The sequence below is a fragment of the Aquitalea sp. ASV15 genome (genome assembly GCF_016429115.1).
Classification (GTDB): domain Bacteria; phylum Pseudomonadota; class Gammaproteobacteria; order Burkholderiales; family Chromobacteriaceae; genus Aquitalea; species Aquitalea magnusonii.
In genome coordinates this window covers 51,386-78,366 of record NZ_JAELTZ010000008.1, presented here as the reverse complement: position 1 = coordinate 78,366, position 26,981 = coordinate 51,386, and the positions used below count along the sequence as shown (strand labels likewise).

At 61.2% G+C, this 26,981-nt stretch carries 20 protein-coding genes; 14 read left to right on the top strand and 6 right to left on the bottom strand.

Features of this window, described 5'->3' with window-relative positions:
* Positions 1-37 precede the first annotated feature (37 nt).
* From JHD64_RS05400 to JHD64_RS05385, 4 genes are all read left to right on the top strand, one after another.
* Entirely contained in the window at positions 38-508 is a 471-nt protein-coding gene (locus JHD64_RS05400) for a hypothetical protein (RefSeq protein WP_199052519.1), read from the top strand.
* A 244-nt stretch (positions 509-752) separates the two neighbouring features.
* Positions 753-1,466, top strand: coding sequence for a hypothetical protein (locus JHD64_RS05395; RefSeq protein ID WP_199052518.1), 714 nt, complete (start codon positions 753-755; stop codon positions 1,464-1,466).
* 128 nt (positions 1,467-1,594) lie between these two features.
* A complete protein-coding gene (locus tag JHD64_RS05390; RefSeq protein ID WP_199052517.1) occupies positions 1,595-2,485 on the top strand; it encodes a hypothetical protein in 891 nt (296 codons plus the stop codon).
* 296 nt (positions 2,486-2,781) lie between these two features.
* Positions 2,782-3,102, top strand: a complete 321-nt coding sequence (locus tag JHD64_RS05385; protein ID WP_199052516.1) for a DUF4258 domain-containing protein — start codon at positions 2,782-2,784, stop codon at positions 3,100-3,102.
* Between the two features lie 97 nt (positions 3,103-3,199).
* Here JHD64_RS05385 and JHD64_RS05380 read toward each other — a convergent pair whose 3' ends face one another.
* Positions 3,200-4,873, bottom strand: a complete 1,674-nt coding sequence (locus JHD64_RS05380; RefSeq protein ID WP_199052515.1) for a DUF945 family protein — start codon at positions 4,871-4,873, stop codon at positions 3,200-3,202.
* A 199-nt stretch (positions 4,874-5,072) separates the two neighbouring features.
* On the opposite strand from JHD64_RS05380, the gene JHD64_RS05375 reads away from it, so the two are divergent.
* The 3 genes from JHD64_RS05375 to JHD64_RS05365 all read left to right on the top strand — a co-directional run bounded on the left by JHD64_RS05375 (position 5,073) and on the right by JHD64_RS05365 (position 7,511).
* On the top strand, positions 5,073-5,843 hold the full coding sequence (locus JHD64_RS05375) for a sulfite exporter TauE/SafE family protein (RefSeq protein ID WP_199052514.1): 771 nt from the start codon (positions 5,073-5,075) through the stop codon (positions 5,841-5,843).
* 112 nt (positions 5,844-5,955) lie between these two features.
* Complete coding sequence (locus JHD64_RS05370; RefSeq protein WP_059287396.1) at positions 5,956-6,738, top strand: transporter substrate-binding domain-containing protein; 783 nt, start codon at positions 5,956-5,958, stop codon at positions 6,736-6,738.
* Between the two features lie 113 nt (positions 6,739-6,851).
* Positions 6,852-7,511 carry an amino acid ABC transporter permease gene (locus JHD64_RS05365; protein ID WP_059287398.1) on the top strand — a complete coding sequence of 220 codons (660 nt, stop codon included), beginning with the start codon at positions 6,852-6,854 and terminating at the stop codon, positions 7,509-7,511.
* 18 nt (positions 7,512-7,529) lie between these two features.
* Here JHD64_RS05365 and JHD64_RS05360 read toward each other — a convergent pair whose 3' ends face one another.
* Positions 7,530-7,925 carry a VOC family protein gene (locus JHD64_RS05360; protein WP_199052513.1) on the bottom strand — a complete coding sequence of 132 codons (396 nt, stop codon included), beginning with the start codon at positions 7,923-7,925 and terminating at the stop codon, positions 7,530-7,532.
* 55 nt (positions 7,926-7,980) lie between these two features.
* A complete protein-coding gene (locus tag JHD64_RS05355; protein ID WP_199052512.1) occupies positions 7,981-9,735 on the bottom strand; it encodes a long-chain fatty acid--CoA ligase in 1,755 nt (584 codons plus the stop codon).
* A 230-nt stretch (positions 9,736-9,965) separates the two neighbouring features.
* Here JHD64_RS05355 and JHD64_RS05350 point away from each other — a divergent pair, with 230 nt between their 5' ends.
* The 3 genes from JHD64_RS05350 (at position 9,966) to JHD64_RS05340 (ending at position 13,229) form a co-directional block, all read left to right on the top strand.
* Entirely contained in the window at positions 9,966-11,111 is a 1,146-nt protein-coding gene (locus JHD64_RS05350; RefSeq protein WP_199052511.1) for a PLP-dependent aspartate aminotransferase family protein, read from the top strand.
* Positions 11,112-11,212: 101 nt separating this feature from the next.
* Positions 11,213-11,992 carry a ferredoxin--NADP reductase gene (locus tag JHD64_RS05345; RefSeq protein ID WP_199052510.1) on the top strand — a complete coding sequence of 260 codons (780 nt, stop codon included), beginning with the start codon at positions 11,213-11,215 and terminating at the stop codon, positions 11,990-11,992.
* Between the two features lie 250 nt (positions 11,993-12,242).
* Positions 12,243-13,229, top strand: a complete 987-nt coding sequence (locus tag JHD64_RS05340; RefSeq protein ID WP_199052509.1) for a helix-turn-helix domain-containing protein — start codon at positions 12,243-12,245, stop codon at positions 13,227-13,229.
* Positions 13,230-13,337: 108 nt separating this feature from the next.
* Here the strand turns inward: JHD64_RS05340 and JHD64_RS05335 are convergent, their stop codons facing one another.
* The gene (locus tag JHD64_RS05335) at positions 13,338-14,918 is read right to left on the bottom strand and encodes a GMC family oxidoreductase (RefSeq protein ID WP_199052508.1); all 1,581 of its coding nucleotides are present in this window, start codon (positions 14,916-14,918) and stop codon (positions 13,338-13,340) included.
* A 329-nt stretch (positions 14,919-15,247) separates the two neighbouring features.
* Between JHD64_RS05335 and JHD64_RS05330 the strand changes: the two genes are divergently transcribed.
* Entirely contained in the window at positions 15,248-16,162 is a 915-nt protein-coding gene (locus JHD64_RS05330; RefSeq protein ID WP_233170346.1) for a sensor domain-containing diguanylate cyclase, read from the top strand.
* 75 nt (positions 16,163-16,237) lie between these two features.
* Here the strand turns inward: JHD64_RS05330 and JHD64_RS05325 are convergent, their stop codons facing one another.
* Positions 16,238-18,493, bottom strand: coding sequence for an arginine/lysine/ornithine decarboxylase (locus tag JHD64_RS05325; protein ID WP_199052506.1), 2,256 nt, complete (start codon positions 18,491-18,493; stop codon positions 16,238-16,240).
* A 480-nt stretch (positions 18,494-18,973) separates the two neighbouring features.
* Complete coding sequence (locus JHD64_RS05320) at positions 18,974-20,491, bottom strand: phosphatidylserine/phosphatidylglycerophosphate/cardiolipin synthase family protein (protein ID WP_199052505.1); 1,518 nt, start codon at positions 20,489-20,491, stop codon at positions 18,974-18,976.
* 102 nt (positions 20,492-20,593) lie between these two features.
* Here JHD64_RS05320 and JHD64_RS05315 point away from each other — a divergent pair, with 102 nt between their 5' ends.
* The 3 genes from JHD64_RS05315 (at position 20,594) to JHD64_RS05305 (ending at position 26,743) form a co-directional block, all read left to right on the top strand.
* Complete coding sequence (locus JHD64_RS05315; RefSeq protein WP_158527695.1) at positions 20,594-20,746, top strand: hypothetical protein; 153 nt, start codon at positions 20,594-20,596, stop codon at positions 20,744-20,746.
* A 41-nt stretch (positions 20,747-20,787) separates the two neighbouring features.
* Positions 20,788-25,236 (top strand): glutamate synthase large subunit, encoded by a 4,449-nt coding sequence (gene gltB, locus JHD64_RS05310; protein ID WP_199052504.1) that lies wholly within the window; start codon positions 20,788-20,790, stop codon positions 25,234-25,236.
* A 91-nt stretch (positions 25,237-25,327) separates the two neighbouring features.
* Positions 25,328-26,743 (top strand): FAD-dependent oxidoreductase, encoded by a 1,416-nt coding sequence (locus JHD64_RS05305; RefSeq protein WP_199052503.1) that lies wholly within the window; start codon positions 25,328-25,330, stop codon positions 26,741-26,743.
* Positions 26,744-26,981: the final 238 nt, after the last annotated feature.

The window sequence follows — 26,981 nt, the reverse complement described above, 5'->3', positions numbered from 1 at the left end:
GCGACTGCGTCCAACCTTTCTGAATTGATCAAAATCAATGGACATTCTGTATTACTGGAAAAATGCCGATCAGGACATCCTGACCGGAAAAATCGGCTGGCTGCGCTCGGATCAGGGCGTGCTGGCTGAGTTGGCCGCCACTCCGGCTGACAACCTCTGGCTGGTCAAAACGCCTGTGGGCCACAAAGGTGAACTGGAATTGCTGGGCCGGGTGTGTCTGGTAGACAAGCCGGTACTGCCGGTACCCAAGCTGGATGCACGCTCGGTGGTGTATTACGACCCTTACCACCGTTACAGCGTCTGGTTTGATTCTACAGACCCTGCACTTAACCGTTTGCCGTTGACTGCCTGGATGCGCCGTCACTTTCCGTCGGCAGTAAGCGGAAACTTTCAGGGTGCCAATGGTGTGCAGCCATTGCGCGGCGATGTGCTGCTGCAATTGCAAAAGCTGGCGGCTAGCCTGCCTGCACGGCCGTTTAACGAAATGGCTGCTGCCACGTCCTGCTAGCCATGAGTCCATGCCGCTGTGAATGGTGGCCATGAATCGACCATTTGCCATGTGTAATGATTTTCCATGCCTGCCTAGCTATTGATTTGGGATAATATGCACCATCCGGCTGCGTGGCATGCTGGGCTTGATCGATACGGGTTGGTCCGCTGATTTGGTTGGCAATCTGATCCGCAGTGACACAGCAATAGAGGTGGTTCGGCTGAATGGTCTGGCCACACTTTCAATGAATACAGGGGATGAGATGAAGCACTACATTCACTTTGGCAAACCGGCAATTACCCAGATCCTGCTCAATGGTTTCGAGGCATTCGTCATCAATCACGCCAACCGCAAGCGCAACGGCCTGGAGATGCATGCTTCGCTGTATGGCTACTACGAAGAAACCAGCCGTACCCGCCACCACCATGTCGAGTTTGTTTCGGTGGATACCTCTGCGGAAATGGCCGGCGGCTATGTGGTGGCCGATCCGGATGCGCAGGCCCTGAAAAAGCATCTTGCCTTGGCGATGGATTATCAAGTACTGGGGGCCATGCATACCCACCCTTACCTGTTGGCTGAGGAGAAGGCTAGTCTGGATTTCGTTCGACAAGAGGGCTGTGACTTCTCCCGTGGAGATCTGGATTGGTTTACTGCCAAGCTGCAGGAGCTGCATGCTGCCGGACAGGAAAGTGCGGAAATCCTGGAAGTCGTGCTGACCATCAAGCAGGTGGAGCGTCTGAATAACAGCAAGGATGGCTACCTGGATGGCCAGGAGAATGTGTTCGAGTTTGCCGTGGGCAATTGCAAGTGCTTCCTGCGGGCACAGGTGTTCAGCCTGGATGAACAAGGTGTCCTGCAAGCCGAGCCCAGTGTACTGAAGTGCGACTATCTGCAAGGTTTTCACCATGTAGCCACTGACTTTGGCCGGGTACGGGTTGTTCCGGGTAAACAGCGCATTGTGGAACATAAGGTCTGAATCAGCAGGTTTTACATGGTTGGCTGGCGTGTCCGGGCGTACGCGCTGGTCGTGTGCGATATTCCTGATCCCTTGACGACGTCTGACCCTGAATGGCATATGGTAAAACCATGCAGGGTTCATTACTCATGAGCACCTTGGGCGCAAGGTGCTTTCCTTTATCAATTACTCCCTCTCTTATGAAATATCTGTGCTTTTCGCCGGCGCCGGTCTTACGCGCATGTTGTTTGTTGATTGCATCGCTTTCTGCCAGTGCCATGGCAAGTGAGCAGCCGCATCCACCGCTGGGCATGCTGAAGCATGCCAGTGCTGCGTTCCAGAGCATGTCGGATTGTCGTGGTAGTGCAGTCAAAACCTTGTTTGAACAGATGACGGTGCTGGTGGCCGGTCGCTATCGTTGCCAACCGTCTTACGGAGAGGCAAAGGATTATCTGGTGGCCTATTACGGCAAGCAGCGATTCTTTATCGAGAACAGCGACGTGTTCATGGCCGATGAAAAGCGGGCGGCCCTTCCTGAGCTGGATGAGCAGAAGCTGGCAAACCAGGACTTTGGCGAGCTGGAGCAATTGGGAGTGGCATATCGTCACCATATTTTGGGTGAGGCACTGGATGCTTACGCTGCGCCAGCCAAATACGGCATCAGTGTGTTGGCTTTCTCGGCATTTGATGAAGGTGAATATGCCAACAGCACAGGATTCCGGCTACGTGTGTTCAATCCGACCAAGAAAACCATCAAGTATATCCGTGTGGAGTTGACGGGCATGAATGCGGTGGATGATGTTGTGCGTGACCGTTTCGCCGGGCCAGTGAAAAAAGTGAGAGGCATCGGCCCCATCGAACCGCAAGGTATCAGCGAGTACACCTTCGATCACCTGTGGTTTACCAATACGGTGGAGTGGCCAAAGCTGGTTTCACTCCGGGTTGATTATATGGATGGCAGCAGCAAGACCATCAAGAATCTCCGCCTGGTGAAGGTTGCGCAGAGGTTTCAGGATGTTGTGGATTGGGAGAGCGACTGATTTCTCCAGTATGCTGGCCGTTTTATTCTGCTTAGTGCCAGGACTCCAGACACTGCATCTTGGTGAAACTGATGCAGTGTTTTTTTGGGGCTTGAATCAACTTTCAATTTTCACTGTTTGTAAATAATTTTACCCAATAGATAATTATTTTCTCCTCAGGGCTGTGCTGGGCGCAGCCTTGTGTCACGGATTTCTGCTAAGTTGTTGTTTTTGCGTATTAATTTCAATGATGGTTCTGCGCAGCTTCTTGGCACGCTTCTGGCTCTAGTGGGGTATGCCCAACCAGGAGCCGCGCCATGATAACCGCATCACCGCAAGCCCTTGCCAATCACCCTCTTGTTCCACACGCCTGGCTACGCATGCAGCAGCGAGGCATTCGTCCTGCACTGGTTGAGCAGGTGTTGCGCTATGGGCGAGTGGTCTATGCGCGTGGCCTCCGGTTTCAGGTGGTCGGCCGTCGCGAGGTGGATTTCTTTGCCACCCGTGGCATCAATCTGCGTGCTGCGGAAGGTGTGCACGTACTGGTGCAGCCGGATGGTTCGGTTCTTACCACCTATCGTAACCACGACTTGCGTGCCATTCGTCCATGCAAGCGTAAGCATGCGATGCACCACTGATTACTACTTATCCCCTTATTTATTCCATTGGCCTGATCGCCCTCGATCAACCGCTGCGCAGCACGGTGCAGTACTTCCGTACTTCGGCGGGGCGGGCTTAACCCTCGGCGCAGCGCATGATGGCGCGGTCGTTGGGCAGGCTCAGGCAGTGTCTGAGGTCGCGCTGCGGGCCGGGTAGGGCGTGGTGGGCCGGGGCCGTTGTGGCTGGCTCGGCCTTGCTGGCCGCCACGGTGGCGGGTATCGGGCTGCTGTTGGCGCTGGCTGCTGCCACTTTGGGAGGTGCCGGAGCCACTGGCGGCGCTGGTGCGATGGCCGCTGCGGCGGACGGGGCTGCTGTTGCGGATGGGGCTGCCGCGGCAGGGGCGACGGGGGCCGGCTGAGGCGGTGCGCCGTTCATGCCGCTCATGCCCGCCATGGCGGCCGGCAGCTTGAGCGGCTGGCCATTGGCCTTGATGCCGTTGCTGTCGATTTGCAGGCTGCTGCTGATGAATTTGCCATCATCCTTGATCAGCCCTTGTGCCTGCCATTGCGCCAGCATGACATCGGCGCTTGCCCTGGCCTGGGCGGTTTGTCCGGGGCCGCCGCTACGGGGCAGCAGGCCGTCGAGCAGGCTGCGCTCCAGCGTCATGCCCGCTTGCAGGCTGCTGCGGCGCTGTCCCTGTGCCGCCAGCCAGGGCAGGGTGATGTCGGCCGCTTTGACGCCCGATCCATCAAAAGCGATGGTGAAATTGGCCTTGAAGCTGCCCTGTGGCATGTGGAAGGACAGGCGATCCAGCTTGAAACTGGGGGATTGGGCCAGGAAGGTGCCCATGTATTTGTAGACCAGCGCCATCGACGCCTGCTGCATGGCGGCTGGGTTGGCGCGCAGGTCGGCGCGGTTGTTCAGTGCCAGGGCTTCGCTTTGCCAGGCGGTCAGCGTCTGTTTGTGCAGATTGTTGTAGCTGAAGTCGGCATCGATATTGTCCTGCTGGATGGGTGGCAGTCCGGGGGGTGTCAGCTTGAGGCTGGCCAGGTGGGTGCGATAGCTGACGTCGACATTGCCAGCCTTGTCGCGCACGCTGATCTCCAGATGGGTGGGGCCTAGCTGGGCCAGCGGCAGTGCCCCGCTTTGCAGGCTGGCGCTGTCGAATTGCTGTGTCAGCTGCGAGGCCCACGGTTCTTCCGGCGTGCTGAAGGCGGCCAGGCTGCCATTGAGCTTGAGATTGACCAGGCTCAGCCTGATGTCGCCAGCCGCCGGGACGGTAGCGCGGTAGCTGATATCGGGCAGGGTCAGGTCGTAGCTGACTGGCTGCCCTGCCTGGCTGCGTGCGCTGCCCTTGATGCTGAAGCTGAGGGCGCCGGCCGGGCTGCCCAGCGTGATGTTCTGCCCGGAAAACTGGCTGCTGGTGCTGCCATCGGTGGCGCGGATGGTGTCAATCTGCAGTGGTAGCGGCTGGCCGGGCTGGCCCTGGGCATCCAGCGGGGTGATGGTGGTTTGCGTGCGCGACCAGCGCACGAAAGGCAGCGGAAACTGGTTGATGTGGTAGTCGAGCTGGAAGATTTGCTGCTGGCCGCCCAGCGGCAATTTCAGCTGGGCACGGGCGCTGGAGCTGAACCAGCCACGATCAAACTGCTGCAGGCTGAGCAAGGATCCCGCGCTGCTGTTGCCCAGCGCGGCAAAGTCGCTGCGCATCTTGTCTTCGCTACGCATGCCGACAATGCCGGGGGCGATGGTGCACCAGCCTGTTACGGCCAGCGCCAGTGCGGCGGTGACTCCTGTGATCAGCTTCATGTTTTCTCCCTGCCGCAGTGGATGCTGGCGGCCTTGTCGGCGTATGCCGACAGACTAACAGGGCTGCTGGCCGACGGCCAGTCTGCCGGCTTGCCGTGCGCTGCATGTGTGTCCCGGCGGGAAAACCCGAGTGTTTTTCTTCGGTATCCAAGGCAGAATGGCGGCTGGCGTGTGGCCCATCTACTGCGGAGCTGTTTTTATGTCGAATTTGTCCCTGCCGCTTCCCTTGCTGGCACTGATTGCTGCGGCAGGTTTGTATGCCGGCATCCAGAACGCGCTGGCCGGCGGTGGTTCCTTCATTACCTTTCCCGCCTTGTTGCTGGCCGGGCTGAACCCGCTGGCGGCCAATATGAGCAGCACCATTGCGCTGTTTCCCAGCCAGATCACCTCGGCGCTGGCCGGGCGCAAGCTGGTGGGCGGCGTGGGGCCGGTGCCGTTTCGGCAGCTGTTTGTGGTCAGCCTGATTGGGGGCGTGCTGGGGGCGCTGCTATTGCTGTCGACGCCGGTGAGCATCTTTACCCGGTTGGTGCCATGGCTGGTGCTGTTTGCCACCAGCGTGTTTGCCTGGGGCAGCTTTCGCCGCAAGCCGGTGGTGGCCGCCGATGCCCCCGCGCGTCATCTGCCCACGCCCTTGTTGCTGCTGATCCAGGGGGTGATTGCCGTTTATGGCGGTTATTTTGGTGGGGGCATCGGTTTTCTGATGCTGGCGGCGCTGACCATTGCCGGCCAGCAGGTGCGGATGGCCACGGCCACCAAGAATGCATTGGCCATGACCATGAATGCTTCGGCGGTGGTGATTTTTGCCTTTTCGCCGCTGATCAACTGGTCGGCGGTGTTGGCCTTGGGCGCGGGTGGCATTGTCGGTGGCGTGGTGGGTGGCTGGCTGATGCACCGCCTGCCGGAGCGCTTGTTGCGCGGCTTTGTGGTGGTGGTGGGAACCGCACTGACAATATGGCTGTTTGTACGCTAAACCCGGCGTATGCTGTGACCACTGTAGAAGTTGCTGGCTTGCCGGCGTGAGTATTGATATATTCCGCCTTTGATTAAATTGTTTGTTTAAAATAACTCAGGGTTATTTTGATATGAAAAAAATTCTGCTGGCTACCCTTATCGCCGCCTGCGCTGGCCACGCCCTGGCTGCTGACCTGCTGGATACCGTGAAACAGCGCGGTACGCTGAAAATTGCCGTGGAAGGCACCTACCCGCCCTTTACCTTCAAGGATGCCAATCAACAGCTCACCGGCTTTGATGTGGAAGTGGCCACCGAGGTGGCCAAGCGCCTGAAGGTGAAGCCGGAATTCACCACCGGTGAATGGAGCGGCCTGCTGGCTGGCTTGCAGGCGGGCAAGTTTGACGTGGTGGTGAACCAGGTGGGCATTACCGACAAGCGCAAGGAAACCTTCGATTTTTCCCAGCCTTATACCTATTCCAGCGCCCAGCTGATCGTGCGCAAGAACGAGAGCCGCGTGTTCAAGTCGCTGGATGACCTGAAAGGCAAGAAGGTGGGCGTGGGCCAGGGCAGTAACTATGCCGACATGGTCAAGGCGGTGAATGGCATCGAGGTGAAGGTCTATCCCTCGGCACCGGAGAACCTGCAGGACCTGGCCAGCGGCCGTATCGACGCCGCGCTCAATGACAGCCTGCTGATTCCCTTTGCCATCAAGCAAGCCAAGCTGCCCTTGAAGGCTGGCCATCCGGTGGGTGACATCACCACCATGGGCATTCCGTTTGCCAAGAACAACCCCAAGTTCAAGCAGGCGGTGGACAAGGCACTGAATGACATGAAGGCCGATGGCAGCTTCAAGAAGATTTCGCTGAAGTGGTTTGGTATTGATGTATCCAAGGCGCCGACCGCCGCCAAGTAAGCGGGTCTGGCCCGCTGCGGCCATCGTGTTTTACCGTCAGTACCATTAGAATGGGCTGATTGCTGCGCCCCTGCCGGTCAGGGGCGCAGGTGTTTTTGAATGGGGATGAATACATGGAGTGGGCCGATCTGATAAGGGCCGCCTTGCCGGTCATGCTCAAGGGCGCGTTGTATACCTTGATGTTTGCCGTGGTGTCCATGGTGCTGGGTTTGCTGCTGGGCTTTGTGGTGGCCCTGCTGCGGGTGGGCAAGGTGCCGGTGCTGTCGCAGCTGGTGGCTTTTTACGTCAGTGCCATGCGCGGTACGCCGCTGCTGGTGCAGATTTTCGTGATCTATTATGGCTTGCCGGGCATCGGCATCGAACTGGAACCGGTGCCGGCCGGCATCATCGCCCTGACGCTGAATGTGGCGGCCTATCTGTCGGAAAGCCTGCGCGGCGGCATTGCCGGGGTGGAGCGTGGCCAGTGGGATGCCGGGCTGTCGCTGGGCCTGAGCTGGTGGCAGACCATGCGTTATATCGTGGCACCGCAGGCGCTGCGGCTGTCGGTGCCCAGCCTGTCCAATTCGCTGATCAGCCTGATCAAGGACACCTCGCTGGTGTCGGTGATTACCGTGACCGAGCTGATGCTGGCCACCAAGGAAGTGATTGCCCAGACTTTCCAGCCGCTGCCGCTCTATCTGGGCGCGGCGGCCTTGTACTGGATGATGAGTGCCAGCTTCGAGCGGCTGCAAAAGCGGGTGGAGCGCAAGCTGGAGCTGGCGCACCAGCGTTAAGCCACGGCGGGCTGGGGGCTAGGACAGGTATTCGGAAATCTCGATCAGGTTGTGATCGGGGTCGCGCACATACACCGAGTTGATCTTGCCGGTGGCACCGGTACGCAGTACCGGACCTTCGACAATGGCAATCTGCCTGGCTTGTAGTTGCTGGATGACCTCGGCCAGCGGCAGCGCGGCGATCAAGCACAGGTCCAGTGCGCCGGGGGTGGGCAGCTGGGCCTTGGGCTCGAACTCCTTGCCCTGCACATGGATATTGATCTTTTGCCGGCCAAAGCGCAGCGCCAGCCTTTCCACCGCTGGCGTGCCGCCGATGAAGCGCTCCAGCGTCATGCCCAGCGCATCGCAATAAAAGGCGATGCACTCATCCAGGCGGGCGGTGGTCAGTACGATATGGTCAATGGCGGCAATCATGAAGTCTCCTGCGTGTTGGGCGCCCGCCAGGGCCGGCGCCTTGGCAGGCGCGGGCTCAGGCGTGGCGGTACATGGTGTCGATCAGGGCGCGGCAGCGTTCGCTGATTACCTTGCGCCGCAGCTTGAGTGTGGGGGCCAGCTCACCGGCGTCCACGCACCAGGGCTTGTCCAGCAGGGAAAACTTCTTGATGTGCTCCCAGCTGCCGAAGTGCCGGTTGAAGCGTTTCACTTCGCGCTCGATCAGCTCGACGATGCGCGGATGCAGGCGCATCTCGCTATTGGTAGTGTAAGTGATGCCATGTTCCTGGCACCACTCCTGCAGCCGCTCATACAGCGGCACGATCAGCGCGGCGGCGAATTTCTGCCCGTCGCCCACCACCATGATCTGGTCGATATAGGCCGATTCCTTCAGCTTGTTTTCCAGCAATTGCGGGGCGATGTATTTGCCGTTACTGGTCTTGAACATTTCCTTCTTGCGGTCGGTAATGCGCAGATAACCCTGTTCCAGCACGCCGATATCGCCAGTATGCAGCCAGCCGTCCTGCACGGTTTCCGCGGTGAGTGCCGGCTCCTTGTAATAGCCCACCATGACATTGGGGCCGCGCACCAGGATTTCACCATCATCAGCCAGTTTCAGCTCCACGCCCTTGAGCGGAATGCCCACGCTGCCGATGCGTACGTCTTTTGCGCTAAAGGGATTGGCGCTGATCACCGGTGCGGTTTCGCTCATGCCATAGCCTTCGGCCACGGCAATGCCGCTGGCCCATAGCAGGCGCGCCAGCCGTGGCTGCAGCGCGGCCGAGCCGACATTCACCCAGCGCAGTTCACCGCCCATGGCCGCGCGCCACTGGCGGTAGACCAGCCGGTCGGCAAGCGCATGTTGCAGCGCAGCCAGGCCGCGTGGCGGCTGGTCGGGCTGGTAGGCTTCGGCGCGGGCGATGGCCCACAGGTAGAGGCGGCGGCGCCAGCCTGACAGATCGCGGGCCTTGCCCACCAGCTTGTCATGCACTTTTTCCAGTACGCGCGGTACTGCGCTGAAGGTATGTGGGCGTACTTCCCGCAGGCTGGTGGACAGGCTGTCGACGCTGGCAAAATACACCCCGGTGCCCGTGAACAGGTAGTACAGCACGCCGGCGCGCTCGAAGATATGCGACAGCGGCAGAAAACTCAGTGCCCGGCACTGGCCGGCGGGCAGGCGGGTGTGCTCGGCCGTGGCGATGACGGTGCTGAGCACATTGCGGTGCGACAACATCACCCCCTTGGCGCGACCGGTAGTGCCCGAGGTATAGATGATGGTGAATACATCGTCGGCCCGGATGCTGCTGCGCAGCGCAGCCAGCTGGCGCAGATCGCCATGGCGGCCGGCATCGCGCAGCGCGGTCCAGCATGGCAGCCCGGCCAGCGGGTTCAGCGCGTACAGCGGGCAGCTGCGTCCATCCAGCGCCTGCGCCAGCTTCTTGTGCAGGGCAGCGCTGCCGACAAAGGCCAGCTTGACCTCGGCATGCGCCAGGATATAGCGTGCATCATCCAGCGTGCAGGTGGGGTAGAGCGGTACACTGATGGCCCCGATCTGTTGCAGTGCCAGATCGACAATGGTCCAGGCCGGGCAGTTGTCGGCGGCGATGGCCACCTTGTCGCCGCGTACCATGCCCAGTTGCAGCAGGCCCAGGCTGACGGCATTGACCGCCTCCATCACCTCGCGGCTGCTGAGCGACTGCCACTGCTTGCCGGTTTTGGCAGACAGGCAATCGGCGCGCGGCAGGGTTTCCAGTTGGTGAAAGAGAATGTCAAAAGCGCGTTCTAGCTTCATTCGTACAGCCGTTTGAATCTGAAACGGCGAAAAATAGTCCCAATCGCCGGGGCTGTAAAGAAAATTGCGGCGGATTATTGGGAATGATCAAGAAAATGCCGGCAAGCTGCCGGGTTTTACCGTGATCATGCTTTTATTCATGCCAGTGGTATGGCCTGCCCGTACCGGCCAGTCCGGCCGCTGGCGGCGGGCTGCCGCAGCATGCAGCAAGGAAAAATCAGGAATACATCATGAAATTTGCCACCAAAACCATCCATTCCGGCCATGACAGCACTCAGCACAGCCGCGCGGTGATGCCGCCGATCTATCAGACATCGGTATTCGAATTTGCCGAAATCGGCGAACAACTGCCCTTTGCCTATGCCCGTACCGGCACTCCCACCCGTGCCGCGCTGGAAAACTGCCTGGCCAGCCTGGAAAACGCCCAGCATGGCCTGGCTTTTGCCAGCGGCATGGCGGCGATCGACGCCGTGCTGCGTGCCACGCTGAAGCCGGGCGATGAAGTCATTGCCGTGGCCGACCTCTACGGCGGCGCCTACCGCCTGCTGACCAAGGTGATGGCGCCGGCCGGCATCACCGTGACCTTTGCCGACCTCACCGACCCCGCCAATCTGGCCGCCATCATCAGCCCACGCACCAAGCTGCTGTGGCTGGAATCGCCCACCAACCCCTTGCTGAACCTGGTGGACATCAGCGCGCTGTCGGCGATTGCCCACCAGCATGGCTGCAAGGTGGCGGTGGACAGCACCTTTGCCACGCCTTATCTGCAAAACCCGCTGGATCTGGGGGCCGATATCGTGGTGCATTCCGCCACCAAATACCTGGGTGGCCACTCTGACGTACTGCTGGGGCTGGTGGCGGTGAATGAGCAGCAGCTGTTTACCGACATCAAGTTCATCCAGAACTCGGCCGGTGGCGTGCCGGGGCCGCAGGATTGCTTCCTCACCCTGCGCGGCATCAAGACCCTGCACCTGCGCATGGAACGCCACTGCGACAATGCCGAACAAGTGGCGGCCTTCCTGCGTGACCATCCCAAGGTGGAAAAGGTGTTTTTCCCCGGCTTTGCCGACCATCCCGGCCACGACATCGCCAAGCAGCAGATGCGCCGTTTTGGCGGCATCATCACCATCTGGCTGAAAGAAGACAGCCGTGCCGAAGCCAGCCGCGTCGCCAGCAAGCTGCAGCTGTTTGCCCTGGCCGAATCGCTGGGCGGGGTGGAGTCGCTGGTCAACCACAGCTACACCATGTCGCACGGCGGCATGCCGCCGGAGCAGAAGGCCGCGCTGGGCATCCGCGAGGGCGGGCTGCGGCTGTCCATCGGTGTGGAAGATATCGAGGACATCCTGGCTGATCTGGCACAGGCACTGGCGGATTAAGCCGTCATGACTTGAAACGGGCTGCGCAACAAGCCGTGTCTGGCTTGTTGTGGCGGCCCTGATGCGGTAAATTACCTGAGTAAATTGCTAAGGTATTGCTCATGACCGCCCCCGCCGCAGAAAAATTCACCACCCAGCCCATCCTCTCCTTACACCACTGGAACGACAAGCTGCTCAGCTTCCGCCTGGCCCGCCCACCATCCTGGCGCTTCACCCCCGGCCAGTTTGCCCGGCTGGGCCTGCCGCTGGAAAATGGTGGCATGGTGTGGCGCGCCTATTCCATGACCTCCGCCAGCTGGGACGAGCATCTGGAGTTTTTCTCCATCGTGGTGCCGGACGGCCTGTTTACCTCGCGCCTGGCCCGTTTGCAGGCCGGCGCTGAAGTGCTGCTGGACAACAAGGCCAATGGCTTTTTCACCGTGGACCGCCTGCCCGATGGCGAAGACCTGTGGCTGCTGGCCACCGGCACCGGCCTGGCGCCCTATCTGTCCATCCTGCAGCAGCCGGAAGTGTGGCAGCGCTTTGCCCATATCGTACTGGTGCATTGCGTGCGTGAAGCCGGCGAACTGGCCTATCGCGAGGAAATCGCCGCCTTGCGTCAGCACCCCTTGTGGGCGGAGTGGGGCGAGCGGCTGCAGTATCTGCCGGTGGTGACGCGTCAGGCCGAGCCCGGCATGTTGCAGCAGCGCATTCCGGCCTTGCTGGCCAGTGGCGAGCTGGCTGATGCGGCTGGCCTGCCGCTGACCGTGGAGCGCTCGCGCTTCATGATTTGTGGCAATCCGGCCATGGTGGAAGACACCCACCGCCAGCTGATGAAAATGGGCTTTCGCCTGAGCCGGCTGAGCGCGCCGGGCCATCTGGTGCTGGAGAACGGCTGGTAAGCATGGGGCTGGCCAATGGCCGGCCTTGACTTTGCTTAACATATTAATAATATGGAGCAAGGTCAGTCGTGGGCTATTCCCGCGTCTGGCAAGGCCGAGCGGTGATGACACCGCCGGCTGTACGGCCCCGCGCAAGAGGGCCATCCGGAGGAGAAACCATGCACACCATTACCCACCGCGCCGGTCGGCCTGCGTGGCCGCCTGCCATGTGTCGTCCCGTATCTTGCCTGCCGTCAGCCGGGAGCCGCCGATGACCGCCCGCGTGCTGGCGGATGTCAGCATTTCCACCCGTGCAGTCAGCCGCAGCGAACGGGTGGATTTCTGGCGCGAACAAGTAGGACGGCTGCTGATTGATGTGGAGTGCCAGCGCCCGCCAGAGCAGGAGCTGGACGCCAGCCTGCGCTATCAGGACTTCGGCCTGTTCCGCATGGCCACCATCCAGGCCAATGCCCATGCCGTGGCACGCAGCGGCCACAGCATCCGCCATGATGGCCGCGACAGTATCTTTGCCTGCCTGATGCTGCAGGGGCGAGGCTTCAGCCATCAGGGCGTGGACTGCGCACTGCATGTACCGGGTGATGTGGTGCTGTATGACACCGCCCAGCCCTATGGCCATGGTTTTCCCGAGCAGATGGCCATGGCAGTGCTGGATATTCCGCGCCAGCTGTTCGAGCAGCAGGTAGGCGGCTGGCCGGGGAAGGGGCTGGTCAAGATCGACCACAGTGTCGGTATTGCCGGCTGGGGGCCACAGGCAGTACGCCAGCTGCTGGCCGAAGGCGTGCCGGCAGCGCTTGCCGCGCGCGCGCATCAGGCCAGCCAGTTGCTGGAGTGGCTGCATTCCTTGTGGGCGGTGCAGTGCGGTCAGGCGCTGGCCGGCAAATCCACCCTGTGCAGTTTGTGGCGTGCCAAGGCTTATATCGAGCAGCACCTGACGGAAGATGAGCTGGACGGCGAGCGCATCAGCCGCGCGCTGGGGCTGTCTGCCCGCCAGCTGGCGCGCATTTTCGAGCAGGAGGGCCTGTCGGTCAGCCGCTATCTGTGGGGGAGGCGGCTGGAGCGCTGCCGCATCGATCTGCAAGACCCGGCGCTGCGCCACCTGTCGGTGAGCGAGCTGGCTTTCCGCTGGGGTTTCAATCACCTCGCCCATTTCTGCCGCAGCTACAAACAGCGCTTTGGCGAAACGCCCAGCCATACCCGCCGGCAAGGTCGCAGCCAGCCCGGCGTGTGTAAGTGCTAGAGGGCAGTTCGCTGTGGGCCAAGCTGGTGCTGCCTCTCTGATTGTTGCGGATTAACCAGCAGCAGCCCCTTGCCTTGCGGCAGCGGGCTTTTCGCTTGGGGGCAGGGCTCAGGCTTGCAGAATGAAGTCGGCGCAGCGTTCGGCAATCATGATGACCGGCGCATTGGTATTGCCGGAAATGATGCTGGGCATGATGGAGGCGTCGCAGATGCGCAGGCCCTCCACGCCATTCACCTGTAGCTGCGGATTGACCACGGCCTGGACATCGCTGCCCATGCGACACGTACCTACCGGGTGGTAGACGGTTTTGGCATGGCTGCGGATGTGTTCAATCAGCAGCGCATCACTGGCCTCTGCGGCGGGCGAGGGCAGCAGCTCGCCGCTGATCACCTGCTGTAGCGAAGGGGCCCGCAGAATGCGCCGCGCCAGCTTGACCCCACGCAGCAGGCCGGCCACATCGTCCTCATGGCTGAGCGCACCGCTGACAAAGCGCAGCGGGGCGCGGGCATCGGCACTGCTCAGGCTGACCGAGCCGCGTGATTTCGGCCGTAGCAGGCAGGGGTTGATCGAGATGCCGTGGCCGGGCAGTGGCGCCCGTTCCACATCGCCCACCAGCACCGGCAGCACGTGAAACTGGATATCCGGCCGAGTGCCGCCGTCGGTGCAGGCAAAGCCGCCGCTTTCCACCACATTGGAGGTGAGCAGGCCCGTACGCAGCAATTGCCACTGCAAGCCGTTGCGCAAGGCCTTGAAACCGCGCTCCTGCCCCAGCAGGCTGATCGGCTCGCGGCAGCGGCCATACACCGATACCTCCAGGTGATCCTGATAATTCTGGCCAACTTCCGGCGCATCCTGCACGACCTCAATGCCTTGTTGGCGCAGCTGTGCCGCCGGGCCCACGCCGGACAGCAGCAAAATCTTGGGGGTGGACAGCGCACCGGCACACAGAATGACTTCGGCTCCGGCATGGGCCTGCTGCTGGCCATCAGTAGTACGCCACTGCACGCCGATGGCACGCTTGCCCTGCCATAGCAGCTTTTCCACATAGCAGCCGGTGCGCACTTCCAGATTGTCACGCTGCCTTACCGCTGCCAGATAGGTGGCGGCGGTGCTGCCACGCTGGCCATTGAAGGTGGTGGTATGAAAAAAGCCACTGCCTTGCTGCACGGGGCCGTTGAAATCATCGTTATAAGGCAGGTCGCACTCTTGCGCCGCCTTGACGAAGGCCAGGCTCAGCGGGTGGCGATAGCGGGTATCGCTGACGTGCAGTGGCCCGGCTGTGCCGTGGTAGGCGCCGGACAGCCGCATATGGTTTTCGGCTTTCTTGAACGCCGGCAACACCTGCTCCCATTCCCAGCCCGTGCAGCCCTGGGCCGCCCAGTCGTCGTAGTCGGCAGCGGTGCCGCGGATATACACCATGGCGTTGATTGAGCTGCCGCCACCCAGGGTGCGGCCTTGCGGTACATGCATGCGGCGGCCGGCGGCACTGGCCTGTGGTTCGCTGTGGTAGATCACGCTGCGCTCGCTGCCGATGACCTTGATGAAGGTGGCCGGCATGTGGATGAAGGGGCTGTTGTCGGGCGGGCCGTCCTCCAGCAGCAGTACCCGCTTGCCGGCTTCCACCAAGCGGCAGCTGATGGTGCAGCCCGCCGAGCCCGCGCCCACCACGATGTAGTCATATTGTTGCATTGCCTTCTCCTTGTTCTGCTGCGCCCGTAGCGGGCGGGACTTCAGCTTACGGGCTGGGGAAAAGGCAAGTTGACTGTCACGGCCATCGGTTTTGACCGGGCCTGCCAGCGCGCGGAATCATGCCCGGCGCGCAGGGTGAGATGATGCGCGCTATGCCTTGGCCTACCGGGACAGGCCGGGGGGCGCAAGGCTGCCGCTGGTTTTTGTTAGCGGCATCAATAATTGGCAACTATCTTTAAACAGACTGTCGGCATCGCCGAGCAGCGGTACGCCAGCGCGAAGGTGAGAGCGCGCTGACGGCCAATAACAAAATGGGTGGAAACCAGCGGATGTCTTTACCAGAACAAGGCGCCATCGCCGGCGAGCTGCAGGCGGCGCTGCACGATTCGCCCGTGCTGTTGGCCCTGTTTGATCGCCATGACCGGTTGCGTTATGCCAATGCGGCGTTTTGTCAGGCTTATGATGTGGCGCCGCACGAAACGCTCAGCTGGTCCGAGCTGATGCGGCGCAATTATCAGCGCTGCATTGGTGCGCTGATCTATACCCATGATTTCGAAGCCTGGCTGGTGTCGGCCCGTTCGCGTCGTGGCAAGCAGGTTTATCGTGCCTTCGAGGCCGACCTGACCGATGGCCGCTGGATATGGATGACCGAGGCCATGCAGCCGGATGGCAGCATGTTGTGCGTGGCCACCGACATGAGCGAACTCAAGGTGTCCGAGCGCGAATTGCGCCAGGCACGCGACCTGGCCCAGCGCGCGGCACAGACCGATCCGCTGACCAGCATCTGCAATCGCTCCGCCATCATGCAGCAGTTTGCCCGTTTGCTGGCACGGGCCGCGGCTAGCGGCTTGCCACTGGCGGTGGCGATTATCGATCTCGATCATTTCAAGCAGATCAACGACCGCCTGGGGCATCCGGCCGGAGACCGCGTCATCATCGACTTTGTGCAGCGCATCCAGCCCATGTTGCGGCCGCACGACGGTTTTGGCCGGCTGGGTGGCGAGGAGTTTCTGTTGCTGCTGCCTGGCTACAGCCAGTCCGAGGCCGAGCTGTCCTTGCACGCCATGCTGGCCGCGGTGGCGGCGTCGCGACCGCTGCCCGAGCTGCCGGGTTTCGGCTATAGCTGCTCGGCCGGGCTGGCCATGTGGCGGGCTGGTGATGATCTGGCCCAGCTGTATGCGCGTGCCGATGTGGCGCTGTACCAGGCCAAGGCCAGCGGCCGCAATACCCTGTGCCGTCATTGAGGCGCCGCAGGCCCGGGCAAGAAAAAAGCCGCAGGACAGTGCCTGCGGCTTTTTGCATGGTGCAAGGTCGGCGCCTTACTTGACGCAATCCACGCAGTACACCTTGCGGCCTTCCACATCGGTGGCCACCAGGCCGTGCACGTCGGTCTCGAAGCCCGGCAGTTCGCGGTTGAAAGCCTGGGCAAAGCGCAGGTAGTCGACGATGGTCTTGTTGAAGCGCTCGCCCGGAATCAGCAGCGGGATGCCCGGCGGGTACGGCGTCAGCAGCACGGCGGTAACGCGGCCTTCCAGCTGGTCGACCGGCACGCGTTCGATCTCGCGGTGCGCCATCTTGGCAAAGGCATCGGCCGGACGCATGGCCGGCTCCATCTCGGACAGATAGATCTCGGTGGTCAGGCGGGCGATGTCGTGCTTGGTGTACAAGGCGTGAATGCGCTGGCACAGGTCCTGCAGGCCCACGCGCTCGTACTGCGGGTAGCGCGCGACAAAGTCCGGCATGGCGCGCCACAGCGGCTGGTTCTTGTCGAAATCGTCCTTGAACTGCTGCAGCAGCGAAATCAGCGTGTTCCAGCGGCCCTTGGTGATGCCGATGGTGAACATGATGAAGAAGCTGTACAAGCCGGTTTTTTCCACCACCACACCGTGTTCGGTCAGGTACTTGGTGACGATGGCGGCCGGAATGCCCATTTCTTCGAAGCTGCCGTCCACATCCAGGCCCGGCGTCAGCACGGTGGCCTTGATCGGGTCCAGCAGGTTGAAGCCTTCTTCGATGCCGGCAAAACCGTGCCAGTGCGCGCCGGGTTTCAGTTCCCAGTCCACCGGGTCGCAGATGCCGTCGTCGGACAGCTCTTCCGGCCCCCATACGCTGAACCACCAGTCGTTGCCGTATTCCTCGTCCACCTTGCGCATGGCGCGGCGGAAGTCCAGTGCCTCCACCAGCGATTCTTCCACCAGCGCCTGGCCGCCCGGCTGTTCCATCATGGCGGCTGCCACGTCGCAGCTGGCAATAATCGAGTATTGCGGGCTGGTGGAGGTGTGCATCAGATAGGCCTCGTTAAACCAGGCGGTATCCAGCTGACGGTTTTGCGGGTCCTGCACCAGAATCTGAGAAGCCTGGCTGATGCCGGCCAGCAGCTTGTGGGTGGACTGGGTGGAGAAGATCAGACTGTCCTTGCAACGCGGACGGCCTTCACCAATGGCGTGGAAGTCGCCATAGAAATCGTGGAAGCTGGCATGCGGCAGCCAGGCTTCGTCAAAGTGCAGCGTGTCCACTTCGCCATCCAGCAGGCCCTTGATCTCTTCCACGTTGTACAGGATGCCATCGTAGGTGGACTGGGTGATGGTGAGGATGCGCGGCTTGAGCTTGGGGTTCTTTTCCAGCGCTTCGCGGGCAAAGGGGTTGGCCAGAATCTTTTTCTTGATGCTGTCCAGCTGGAATTCCGACTTCGGAATCGGGCCGATGATGCCGTAGTGGTTGCGCGTGGGCATCAGGAAGACCGGAATGGCACCGGTCATCATGATGGCGTGCAGATTGGACTTGTGGCAGTTGCGGTCCACCAGCACGATGTCGCCGGCCGCCACGCAGCTGTGCCACACAATCTTGTTGGATGTGGAGGTGCCGTTGGTGACGAAGAACAGGTGGTCGGCATTGAAGATGCGTGCGGCATTGCGTTCCGACGCGGCAATCGGGCCGGTGTGGTCCAGCAGCTGGCCCAGTTCGTCCACCGCATTGCATACGTCGGCGCGCAGCATGTTTTCACCAAAGAACTGGTGGAACATCTGGCCTACCGGGCTCTTCAGGAAGGCCACACCACCGGAGTGACCGGGGCAGTGCCAGGAGTAGGAGCCATCGTGGGCGTAGTCCACCAGCGCGCGGAAAAACGGCGGGGCCAGGCTGTCCAGATAGCTCTTGGATTCGCGGATGATATGGCGCGCCACGAATTCCGGCGTGTCCTCATGCATGTGGATGAAGCCATGCAGCTCGCGCAGGATGTCATTGGGAATATGGCGCGCAGTACGGGTTTCGCCGTACAGGTAGACCGGGATGTCCGGGTTGCGGCGGCGGATTTCCGCCACAAAGCTGTACAACTGGCCCAGGGCGTTTTCCGAGGCGTCGTCGGTCTGGAATTCCTCGTCGTCGATGGACAGGATGAAACCGGCTGCCCGGCTTTGCTGCTGGGCAAAGGAGGTGAGGTCACCATAGCTGGTGTAACCGATCACGCTCATGCCTTCGGCCTCCATGGCCGCTGCCAGTTCGCGGATGCCGGAGCCGCTGGTGTTTTCCGAGCGGAAGTCCTCGTCGATGATGACGATGGGAAAATGAAAACGCATACCTGAGTCCTTGTCGGTCAAAACTCGGACACCACAGCCGGGGATGGCCATTCAGGAAGGCAGCCTTTGCCATGGGCAAGAGCAATACCGTGCACCTGTAACGCCTGTCGGCCCGCAGCTTGCTGCAGTGTCACTCGGTGCGCGTTGGGGCGCAGTCGCCGGTGGGCGAGGCTGGCCTTGAGGCGCGTAAATGTTACTGGGCGCGCACGAAAACCGGGGTGTATCCTGCAGGCTGACGTGGTGTGGCCGCAGACCCCCGGCTTTCTTAGGGAGCAGCCAAATGGTGCGTCCTTCACGTCGGCCAGCTTGGAGAACATCCCAAGAAAGCGCGCATTGTAGACCTTTTACCGTGCTTGTGTTGCAAGGCAATATCAGGGAGTGAAAATATTCTGCAGGTTTGATCAAATATCCGGTTGAAAGCCTTGTCTGGCAAGGATTTCAGCCCGGTGCTGCCGCGTTAACGGATTGTTTTAAGACAGATTAGCCGGCAGGCGGTGCTGGCGGTTTGAGATTATTTTTTGTCGCGGCCAACTGTTGTTTTTTTTCATTACGGCGGCGGTACAGGCCCAGTGCCTTGAGCACGATGGCACCACCGCTAACCAGCAGCAGGAAAGCCAGCGGTCCGGCCACCAGCCAGGGAAACAGCAGCACCAGCACGGCCAGTGCCAGCAAGGCCAGGCCGATGGTGAGAAAAGCCGCCGCCTCGCTGGTATCGATGCTGCGGGTGCCGCGTACCACCGCACCCAGCGCATCGCCGATGCGTGCCGCCTGGCGCGCCGCGGCACTGGCACTGCTGCGTGCAGCATGGCTGGCCGCCGGCAGCAGGAAGGAGGGGGGCTGGCGCTGGCGCGGCTGGGTCAGTACCGGGGTGCGCTTGTGGCCGCTGAGCACCACCTCGGTGGACTGCTGCAGATCCTGCAGAAAGCGCGCAGCCAGTTCACCGGCCACTGTTTCATCTTCGATGGCGACATCGATTTCACGGTTGGCCAGCCAGCTGGAGATATTCAGATTGGTGGAGCCGATGCGTGCCCAGCGGCCATCGGCCACGGCGGTTTTGGCGTGAATCATCGGGCCATTCCATTCGAACACCCGCACGCCGGATTCCAGCAGCGGCCGGTACATGGTGCGCGACACGGTGGCAATCCAGCGGATGTCGCTGGAACGCGGCACCAGCAGCCGCACATCCACCCCGTCGCGTGCGGCCTGTTTCAGTGCCGACAGATAGGTGCTGGTGCCCATGAAATAGGCATCGGTCAGCCACAGCGTGCGGCGGGCAAAACTGGCAATCAGCATGTCCAGCCGCATCATGTGGGCGGTGGACGGGGTGGTGGCAATCAGGCGGGCGGCAATGGTGCCGCATTCCGCGATGGGGGTGGAAAAATCCAGCCAGTGCGCGTCCAGTGGCGGGCCACAGCTGGCCCAGCTATCGGCAAACGCCGCCAGCGCCTCGGCCAGCAGCGGACCGCGCAGTGCCAGCCCGGTATCGCGCCAGGGGGCGATGCCGGCTTGCGGCTGGCCTTCCCAGCTGGAACTGATGCACAGGCCGGAAATAAAGGCGGTTTGCCGGTCCACCACGATCAGCTTGCGATGGTTGCGCCCCAGCAGGGTCAGCCCGCCAGTGAGCGTGGGCGGGTTATAGGCACGCACCTCGGCGCCGGCACTGGCCAGCGGTCGGAAAAATCCGCCCAGGCTGGCTTTCCAGCTGCCAAGCCAATCGTATAGCAGGCATACCTTGACGCCGGCCGCGGCCTTGTCCATCAGCAACTGGCGGATCTCGCGGCCAAAACGGTCGTTGGCCACGATATACATTTCAATGAATACCGACTCTTCCGCTGCAGCAATGGCCTGTTTCCAGGCGGGAAAGTTATCGCTGCTGTCATACAGCAATTGCACACTATTGCCGGCAATCAGTGGCGCACCGGCCGAGCGCGCGAAGGCCTGGTCGGCCAGCTTGCGCACGAAAACCTGGGTTGCCGCTGTAGTGGCATCGCTACGCATATCACCTCGTGAATGTTGTCAGACAATATTCAAAATATGGTGTTTTTCCCGGTTTTGGATAAGGGCGGTACACGACGGAGAAAGTCGTAAATATGAATATGGGTGTCACAAAACTGGAAGAAAAATGTGCATATTTTGCGGGTTTTCCCTGATTTTTCTACAGAAAAACGCAATCAAGCTGTTGAATTTAAACAATTATTGCGCTGCGGAAAAGCAGCTAATAACTGGTTGCAAGGTCAAGCAAGTTGCCCTTAGAATCGATTCACTCGATTCACAATTATAAGCAGGACAAAGCAATGGACAGACAGCGCTGGTTGCAGGGTACCCTGTACCATCCGGATTTCGAGCAGGACAGCTGCGGATTCGGCCTCATCACCCAACTGGACGACAAACCCAGCCACTGGCTGGTGGAAACCGCCATCTCCTCGCTGGCCAAACTGACCCACCGTGGAGCGGTGGCGGCAGACGGCAAGTCGGGCGACGGCTGTGGCCTGCTGTTCCGCAAGCCGGACGGCTTTTTGCGTGAAGTGGCAGCCGAGGCGGATATCGCGCTGAAGGCAGTGTACGCCGCCGGTCTGGTATTCCACCACCCCGACAGTGAAATCGGCGAGCGCAGCCTGCGCCGGCTGAAAGAGTACCTGGAAGCCCAGCAACTGGAAGTGGCCGGTTTCCGCGTGGTGCCCACCGACATCAGCGCCTGTGGTGAAGCCGCGCTGGCCAGCCTGCCGGCCATTTCGCAGGTTTTCGTGAACTGTCCTTTCGGGATGGACGAGCTGACTTTCCAGCGTCGCCTGTACATGGGCCGTCGTCAGGCAGAAAAAGCCAACAAGGTGGACGATCCGTCCTTCTACCTGCCCACGCTGTCGCCGCACACCCTGTCCTACAAAGGCCTGGTGACTCCGGAAAACCTGCCCAAGTTCTTCCTGGACCTGAACGACCCGCGTTTTGAATCCAGCCTGGCGGTATTCCACCAGCGCTTCTCCACCAATACCTGGCCGCAATGGAAGCTGGCACAGCCTTTCCGTTTCCTGGCGCACAACGGTGAAATCAACACCGTGCAGGGCAACCGTTACTGGGCGCGCGCCCGCGAGCGCATCATGGCCTCGCCGCACCTGGACATGGATGCCGTGCGTCCCATCGTGCAGACCGATGGTTCGGACTCGATGAGCCTGGACAATATGCTGGAAGGCCTGCTGATGGGCGGCATTCCGCTGTTCCGTGCGCTGCGCCTGCTAGTACCGCCGGCCTGGCAGAACGTGGACTCCACCGACAAGGACCTGCGCGCCTTCTACGAATACAACTCCATGCACATGGAGCCGTGGGATGGCCCGGCCGGTATCGTGCTGACCGATGGCCGCTACGCTGCCTGCATGCTGGACCGCAACGGCCTGCGCCCGGCGCGCTGGGTGCTGACCCGCGACAATATCCTCACCATCGCCTCCGAAGTGGGCGTGTGGGACTACAAGCCGGAAGATGTCGTCCGCAAGGGCCGCGTCAAGCCCGGCCAGCTGTTTGCTGCTGACCTGGCCACCGGCGAGCTGCTGATGCCGGAAGACATCGATGCCATGCTCAAGAGCGCCAAGCCGTATCGCCAGTGGATCAAGGACAGCGCCAAGTATCTGGAACTGTCGATCGAGGACGATGCCGGCATCGAGGCGGTGAGCAAGGAAGAGCTGTCCCGTCTGCAAAAGCTGTACAACTTCAGCTTTGAAGAACGCGACCAGATCCTGCGCGTCCTGGCCGAAGACGGTCAGGAAGCCGTTGGCTCGATGGGCGATGACACCCCGATGGCGGTGCTCAGCCAGAAAGTGCGCTCGCCGTTTGACTACCTGCGCCAGCAATTTGCCCAGGTGACCAACCCGCCGATCGACCCCATCCGCGAAGCGGTGGTGATGTCGCTCAACAGCGTGTTTGGCCCGGAACGCAATATGTTTGAAGAGAGCGCCGAGCACGCCAAGCGTCTGGAAGTGCGCTCGCCGGTGCTGTCGCACGAAAAATTCATCCGCGTCACCACCCGTCCGGAACCGTATCTGAAGGCCACCACCTTCGATTTGTGCTACGACCCGAAGGAAAGCTCGCTCAAGCAGGCCATCGAAAAGCTGTGCCAGCATGTGATCGAAGCCGTACAAGAGGGTACGGTGATCGTGGTGCTGTCCGACCGCATCATCACCCAGGGCCGTCTGCCCATCCATGCGCTGTTTGCCACCGGTGCGGTACACCATGCGCTGATTGAAAGCGGCCTGCGCTGCAAGACCAACATCCTGCTGGAAACCGGCACTGTGCGCGACGCGCACCAGATGGCCTGTGTCATCGGTTATGGTGCCACCGCGGTTTATCCTTACCTGGCTTACCAGAGCATCATCGACCTGGTGAACAGCGGCGTGGTCAACTGCAAAATTAACGAAGCGCTGCAGCACTACCGCAAGGGCATCAACAAGGGCCTGCTGAAAGTGCTGTCCAAGATGGGGATTTCCACCATCGCTTCCTATCGCGGTGCCCAGCTGTTTGAAGCCGTGGGCATCCACAAGGACGTGGTGGACCTGTGCCTGAAGGGCACCGTGTCGCGCGTTTCCGGGGCCAGCTTCGAGGACTTCGAGGACGACCAGCAACAACTGCTGCGTTTCGCCTTCAACCCGATGCGCCCGATTTCGCAAGGCGGCCTGCTCAAGTACGTGCACGGCGAGGAATACCACGCCTACAACCCGGACGTGGTGCAGCTGCTGCAAAAAGCGGTACAAAACGACGACTACCAGGCCTACCAGCAATACGCCGACACGGTGAACACCCGCCCGGTGGCCATGCTGCGCGACCTGATGAAGGTGAAACTGGCCGAGCAGCCGATCTCCATCGATGAAGTCGAGCCGATCGAAGCCATTCTCAAGCGTTTCGACTCCGCCGGCATGTCGCTGGGCGCGCTGTCGCCGGAAGCCCACGAGGCACTGGCAACCGCCATGAACCGTCTGGGTGGCCGTTCCAACTCCGGTGAAGGTGGTGAAGATGCATCGCGCTACGGTACCGAGCGCATGTCCAAGATCAAGCAGGTGGCCTCCGGCCGCTTTGGTGTCACCCCGCATTACCTGGTGAATGCCGAAGTGCTGCAGATCAAGGTAGCCCAAGGTGCCAAGCCGGGTGAGGGTGGCCAGCTGCCGGGCGACAAGGTGACCGGCCTGATTGCCCGCCTGCGTCACGCCAAGGAAGGCATCAGCCTGATTTCGCCGCCGCCGCACCACGATATTTACTCCATCGAAGACCTGGCCCAGCTGATCTTCGACCTGAAGCAGGTCAACCCGACCGCGCTGGTATCGGTGAAGCTGGTGGCCGAGCCGGGCGTGGGCACCATTGCCGCCGGTGTGGCCAAGGCCTATGCCGACCTGATCACCATCTCCGGTTACGACGGTGGTACCGGTGCCTCGCCGCTGACCTCGGTGAAATACGCCGGCTCGCCGTGGGAACTGGGTCTGTCCGAAGCCCAGCAAGTGCTGCGTGCCAACGGCCTGCGTGGCCGGGTACGGGTGCAGACCGACGGTGGCCTGAAAACCGGCCTGGACGTGATCAAGGCCGCCATCCTCGGTGCAGAAAGCTTCGGCTTCGGTACCGGCCCGATGGTGGCGCTGGGCTGCAAATACCTGCGGATCTGCCACCTGAACAACTGCGCCACCGGCGTGGCCACCCAGGAAATCAAGCTGCGCTCCAAGTACTTCCTCGGCCTGCCGGAAATGGTGATGAACTACTTCCTGTTCATCGCCCGCGAAACCCGCGAATGGATGGCCAAGCTGGGCGTACGCAGCATGGAAGAGCTGATCGGCCGCATGGACCTGATGGAACTGCTGGAGGGCGAAACCACCAAGCAGAACAAGCTGGACCTGTCGCCGCTGCTGTCGCAAGGCACGGTGCCGGACGATGTGCCGCGCTTCTGCATCAGCGACAGCAACCCGTCCTTTGACAAGGGCGAGCTGGCCGAGCAGATCCTGGCCGATGCCCTGCCTGCCATCCATAACAAGCAGATGCTGGAACTGTCCTACCCGATCGAGAACATCCACCGTTCCATCGGTGCCCGCCTGTCCGGCGAAATCGCCCGTGTACATGGTGCGGCTGGCCTGCCGTTTGGCTGTCTCAAGGTCAAGTTCAACGGCAGCGCCGGTCAGAGCTTTGGCGTGTGGAACGCGCCTGGCCTGCACCTGGAACTGGAAGGCGATGCCAACGACTACGTGGGCAAGGGCATGGCCGGTGGCCGCGTCACCATCTACCCGCCGAAGAATGCGGCGTACGACAGCGGCGAAGCCATCATCATCGGCAATACCTGCCTGTATGGCGCCACCGGTGGCCAGCTGTTTGCCGCCGGTGTGGCCGGCGAGCGCTTCGGTGTGCGTAACTCCGGCGCGCTGGCGGTCATCGAAGGTGCGGGCGACCACTGCTGCGAATACATGACCGGTGGTACCGTCATCGTGCTGGGCGAAACCGGCTACAACTTCGGTGCCGGCATGACCGGTGGTTTCGCCTTCGTCTACGACCCGGGCGAGCGCTTTGCCTACCGCTACAACAATGAACTGGTCGACATTCACCTGATCAACGGCGAAGCAATGGGCATGTACCGTGCCTTCCTGCTGGAGAAGATTGCCAAGCATGTCGAGCTGACCGGCTCCGAAACCGGCCGCGCCATGCTGCAAAACTTCGACGACTACGTGGACTACTTCTGGCTGGTAAAGCCGAAGGCCGCCACGTTGGACAGCCTGCTGAAGGATTGACGATCGAGGGCGGGGCGTGCTGCCCCGCCGCTATGGAAACAACAGGGCCTGCCGCCATTTACAAGGCCGGGTCCGCAGTCAGGAAACGATCATGGGTGACGTATTCCAGTTCATGAAGCTCTCCCGCAACCCCGGCGAAAAAGTCGAAGCCGCGGTGCGCAAGATTGAGTTCAAGGAAATCTACCAACCGCTGCACAAGGTGGACGCCGCCGACCAGGCCGGGCGCTGCCTGTCCTGTGGCAACCCCTATTGCGAATGGGAATGCCCGGTACACAACTACATTCCCAACTGGCTGAAGCTGGTGACCGAAGGCAAGCTGTTCGAAGCGGCCGAAATGTCGCACAAGACCAACAGCCTGCCGGAAATCTGCGGCCGTGTATGCCCGCAAGACCGCCTGTGCGAAGGCTCCTGCACGCTGAACCAGGGTGGTTTCGGTGCCGTGACCATCGGCAGCATCGAAAAATACATCACCGACGAAGCCTATAAAGCTGGCTGGCGTCCGGACATGTCCAAGGTGATCTGGAGCGACAAGAAAGTCGCCGTCATCGGTGCCGGCCCGGCAGGCCTTGCCTGTGCCGACGTGCTGGTACGCAACGGCGTGAAGCCGGTGGTATACGACCGCTACGAAGAAATCGGCGGCCTGCTCACCTTCGGCATTCCGGAATTCAAGCTGGAAAAGGCCGTCGTGCAGCGCCGTCGCGAAATCATGCAAGGCATGGGCGTGGAGTTCGTACTGAATACCGAAATCGGCAAGGACATCGAAATCGAAGCCCTGCTGGAACAGTACGATGCCGTATTCATGGGCATGGGTGCCTACAAGTACATGAAGGGCGGCTTTGCCGGTGAAGACCTGCCAGGCGTGCTGGAAGCGCTGCCGTATCTGGTCAACAACGTGCGCCAGTGCATGGAAACCCTGCCCGCAGGCGAGCAAGCCATCTCCATGGCCGGCAAGCGTGTGGTGGTGCTGGGTGGTGGCGACACCGCCATGGACTGCAACCGCACCGCCATCCGTCAGGGTGCCAAGCGCGTCACCTGCGCTTACCGCCGCGACGAGGCAAACATGCCGGGCTCCAAGCGCGAAGTGGCCAATGCCAAGGAAGAGGGCGTGGAATTCCGCTGGAACAGCCAGCCGGTAGGCATCGAACAACTGGCCAATGGCGCGCTGGCGGTGATCCTGGCCGAAACCCGCCTGGGTGAGCCGGATGCCAAAGGCCGTCGCAATGCCGAAATCGTACCGGGCAGCGAAGAGCGCATCGAGTGCGACCACGTCATCATCGCCTTCGGCTTCCAGGTAGAAGCCGCCAGCTGGTTTGACCGCGCCGGCATCAGCAGCCAGCCCAACGGTCGCACCATCGCCTCGGAAAAGTCCAGGTTCAAGTACCAGACCAGCCACGCCAAGATCTTCGCCGGTGGCGACCAGGTACGCGGTGCCGACCTGGTGGTGCGTGCCGTGTTCGAAGGCCGTCAGGCGGCAGAAGGCATCCTGAGCTATCTGCAGGTGTGGTAAGCAGGGGTAGCCTGAGCGCTTGAGTAAAGAAGCCCGCCGACTGGCGGGCTTTTTCTTTACGCATGCGGTATGTGGCTGTAGTCAAGGCAGCTGTTACAATGTGCCGTTTTTGTTTTTGTTTATGCAGACTGGTTTGCATGCCATCTGCTCCGCGCACACGCATTTTGGAATGTGGCCGACGGCATGCCGTGCTGGTATGGCGATATGCATGACTGGCCACCATTGTTTGCCATGTATG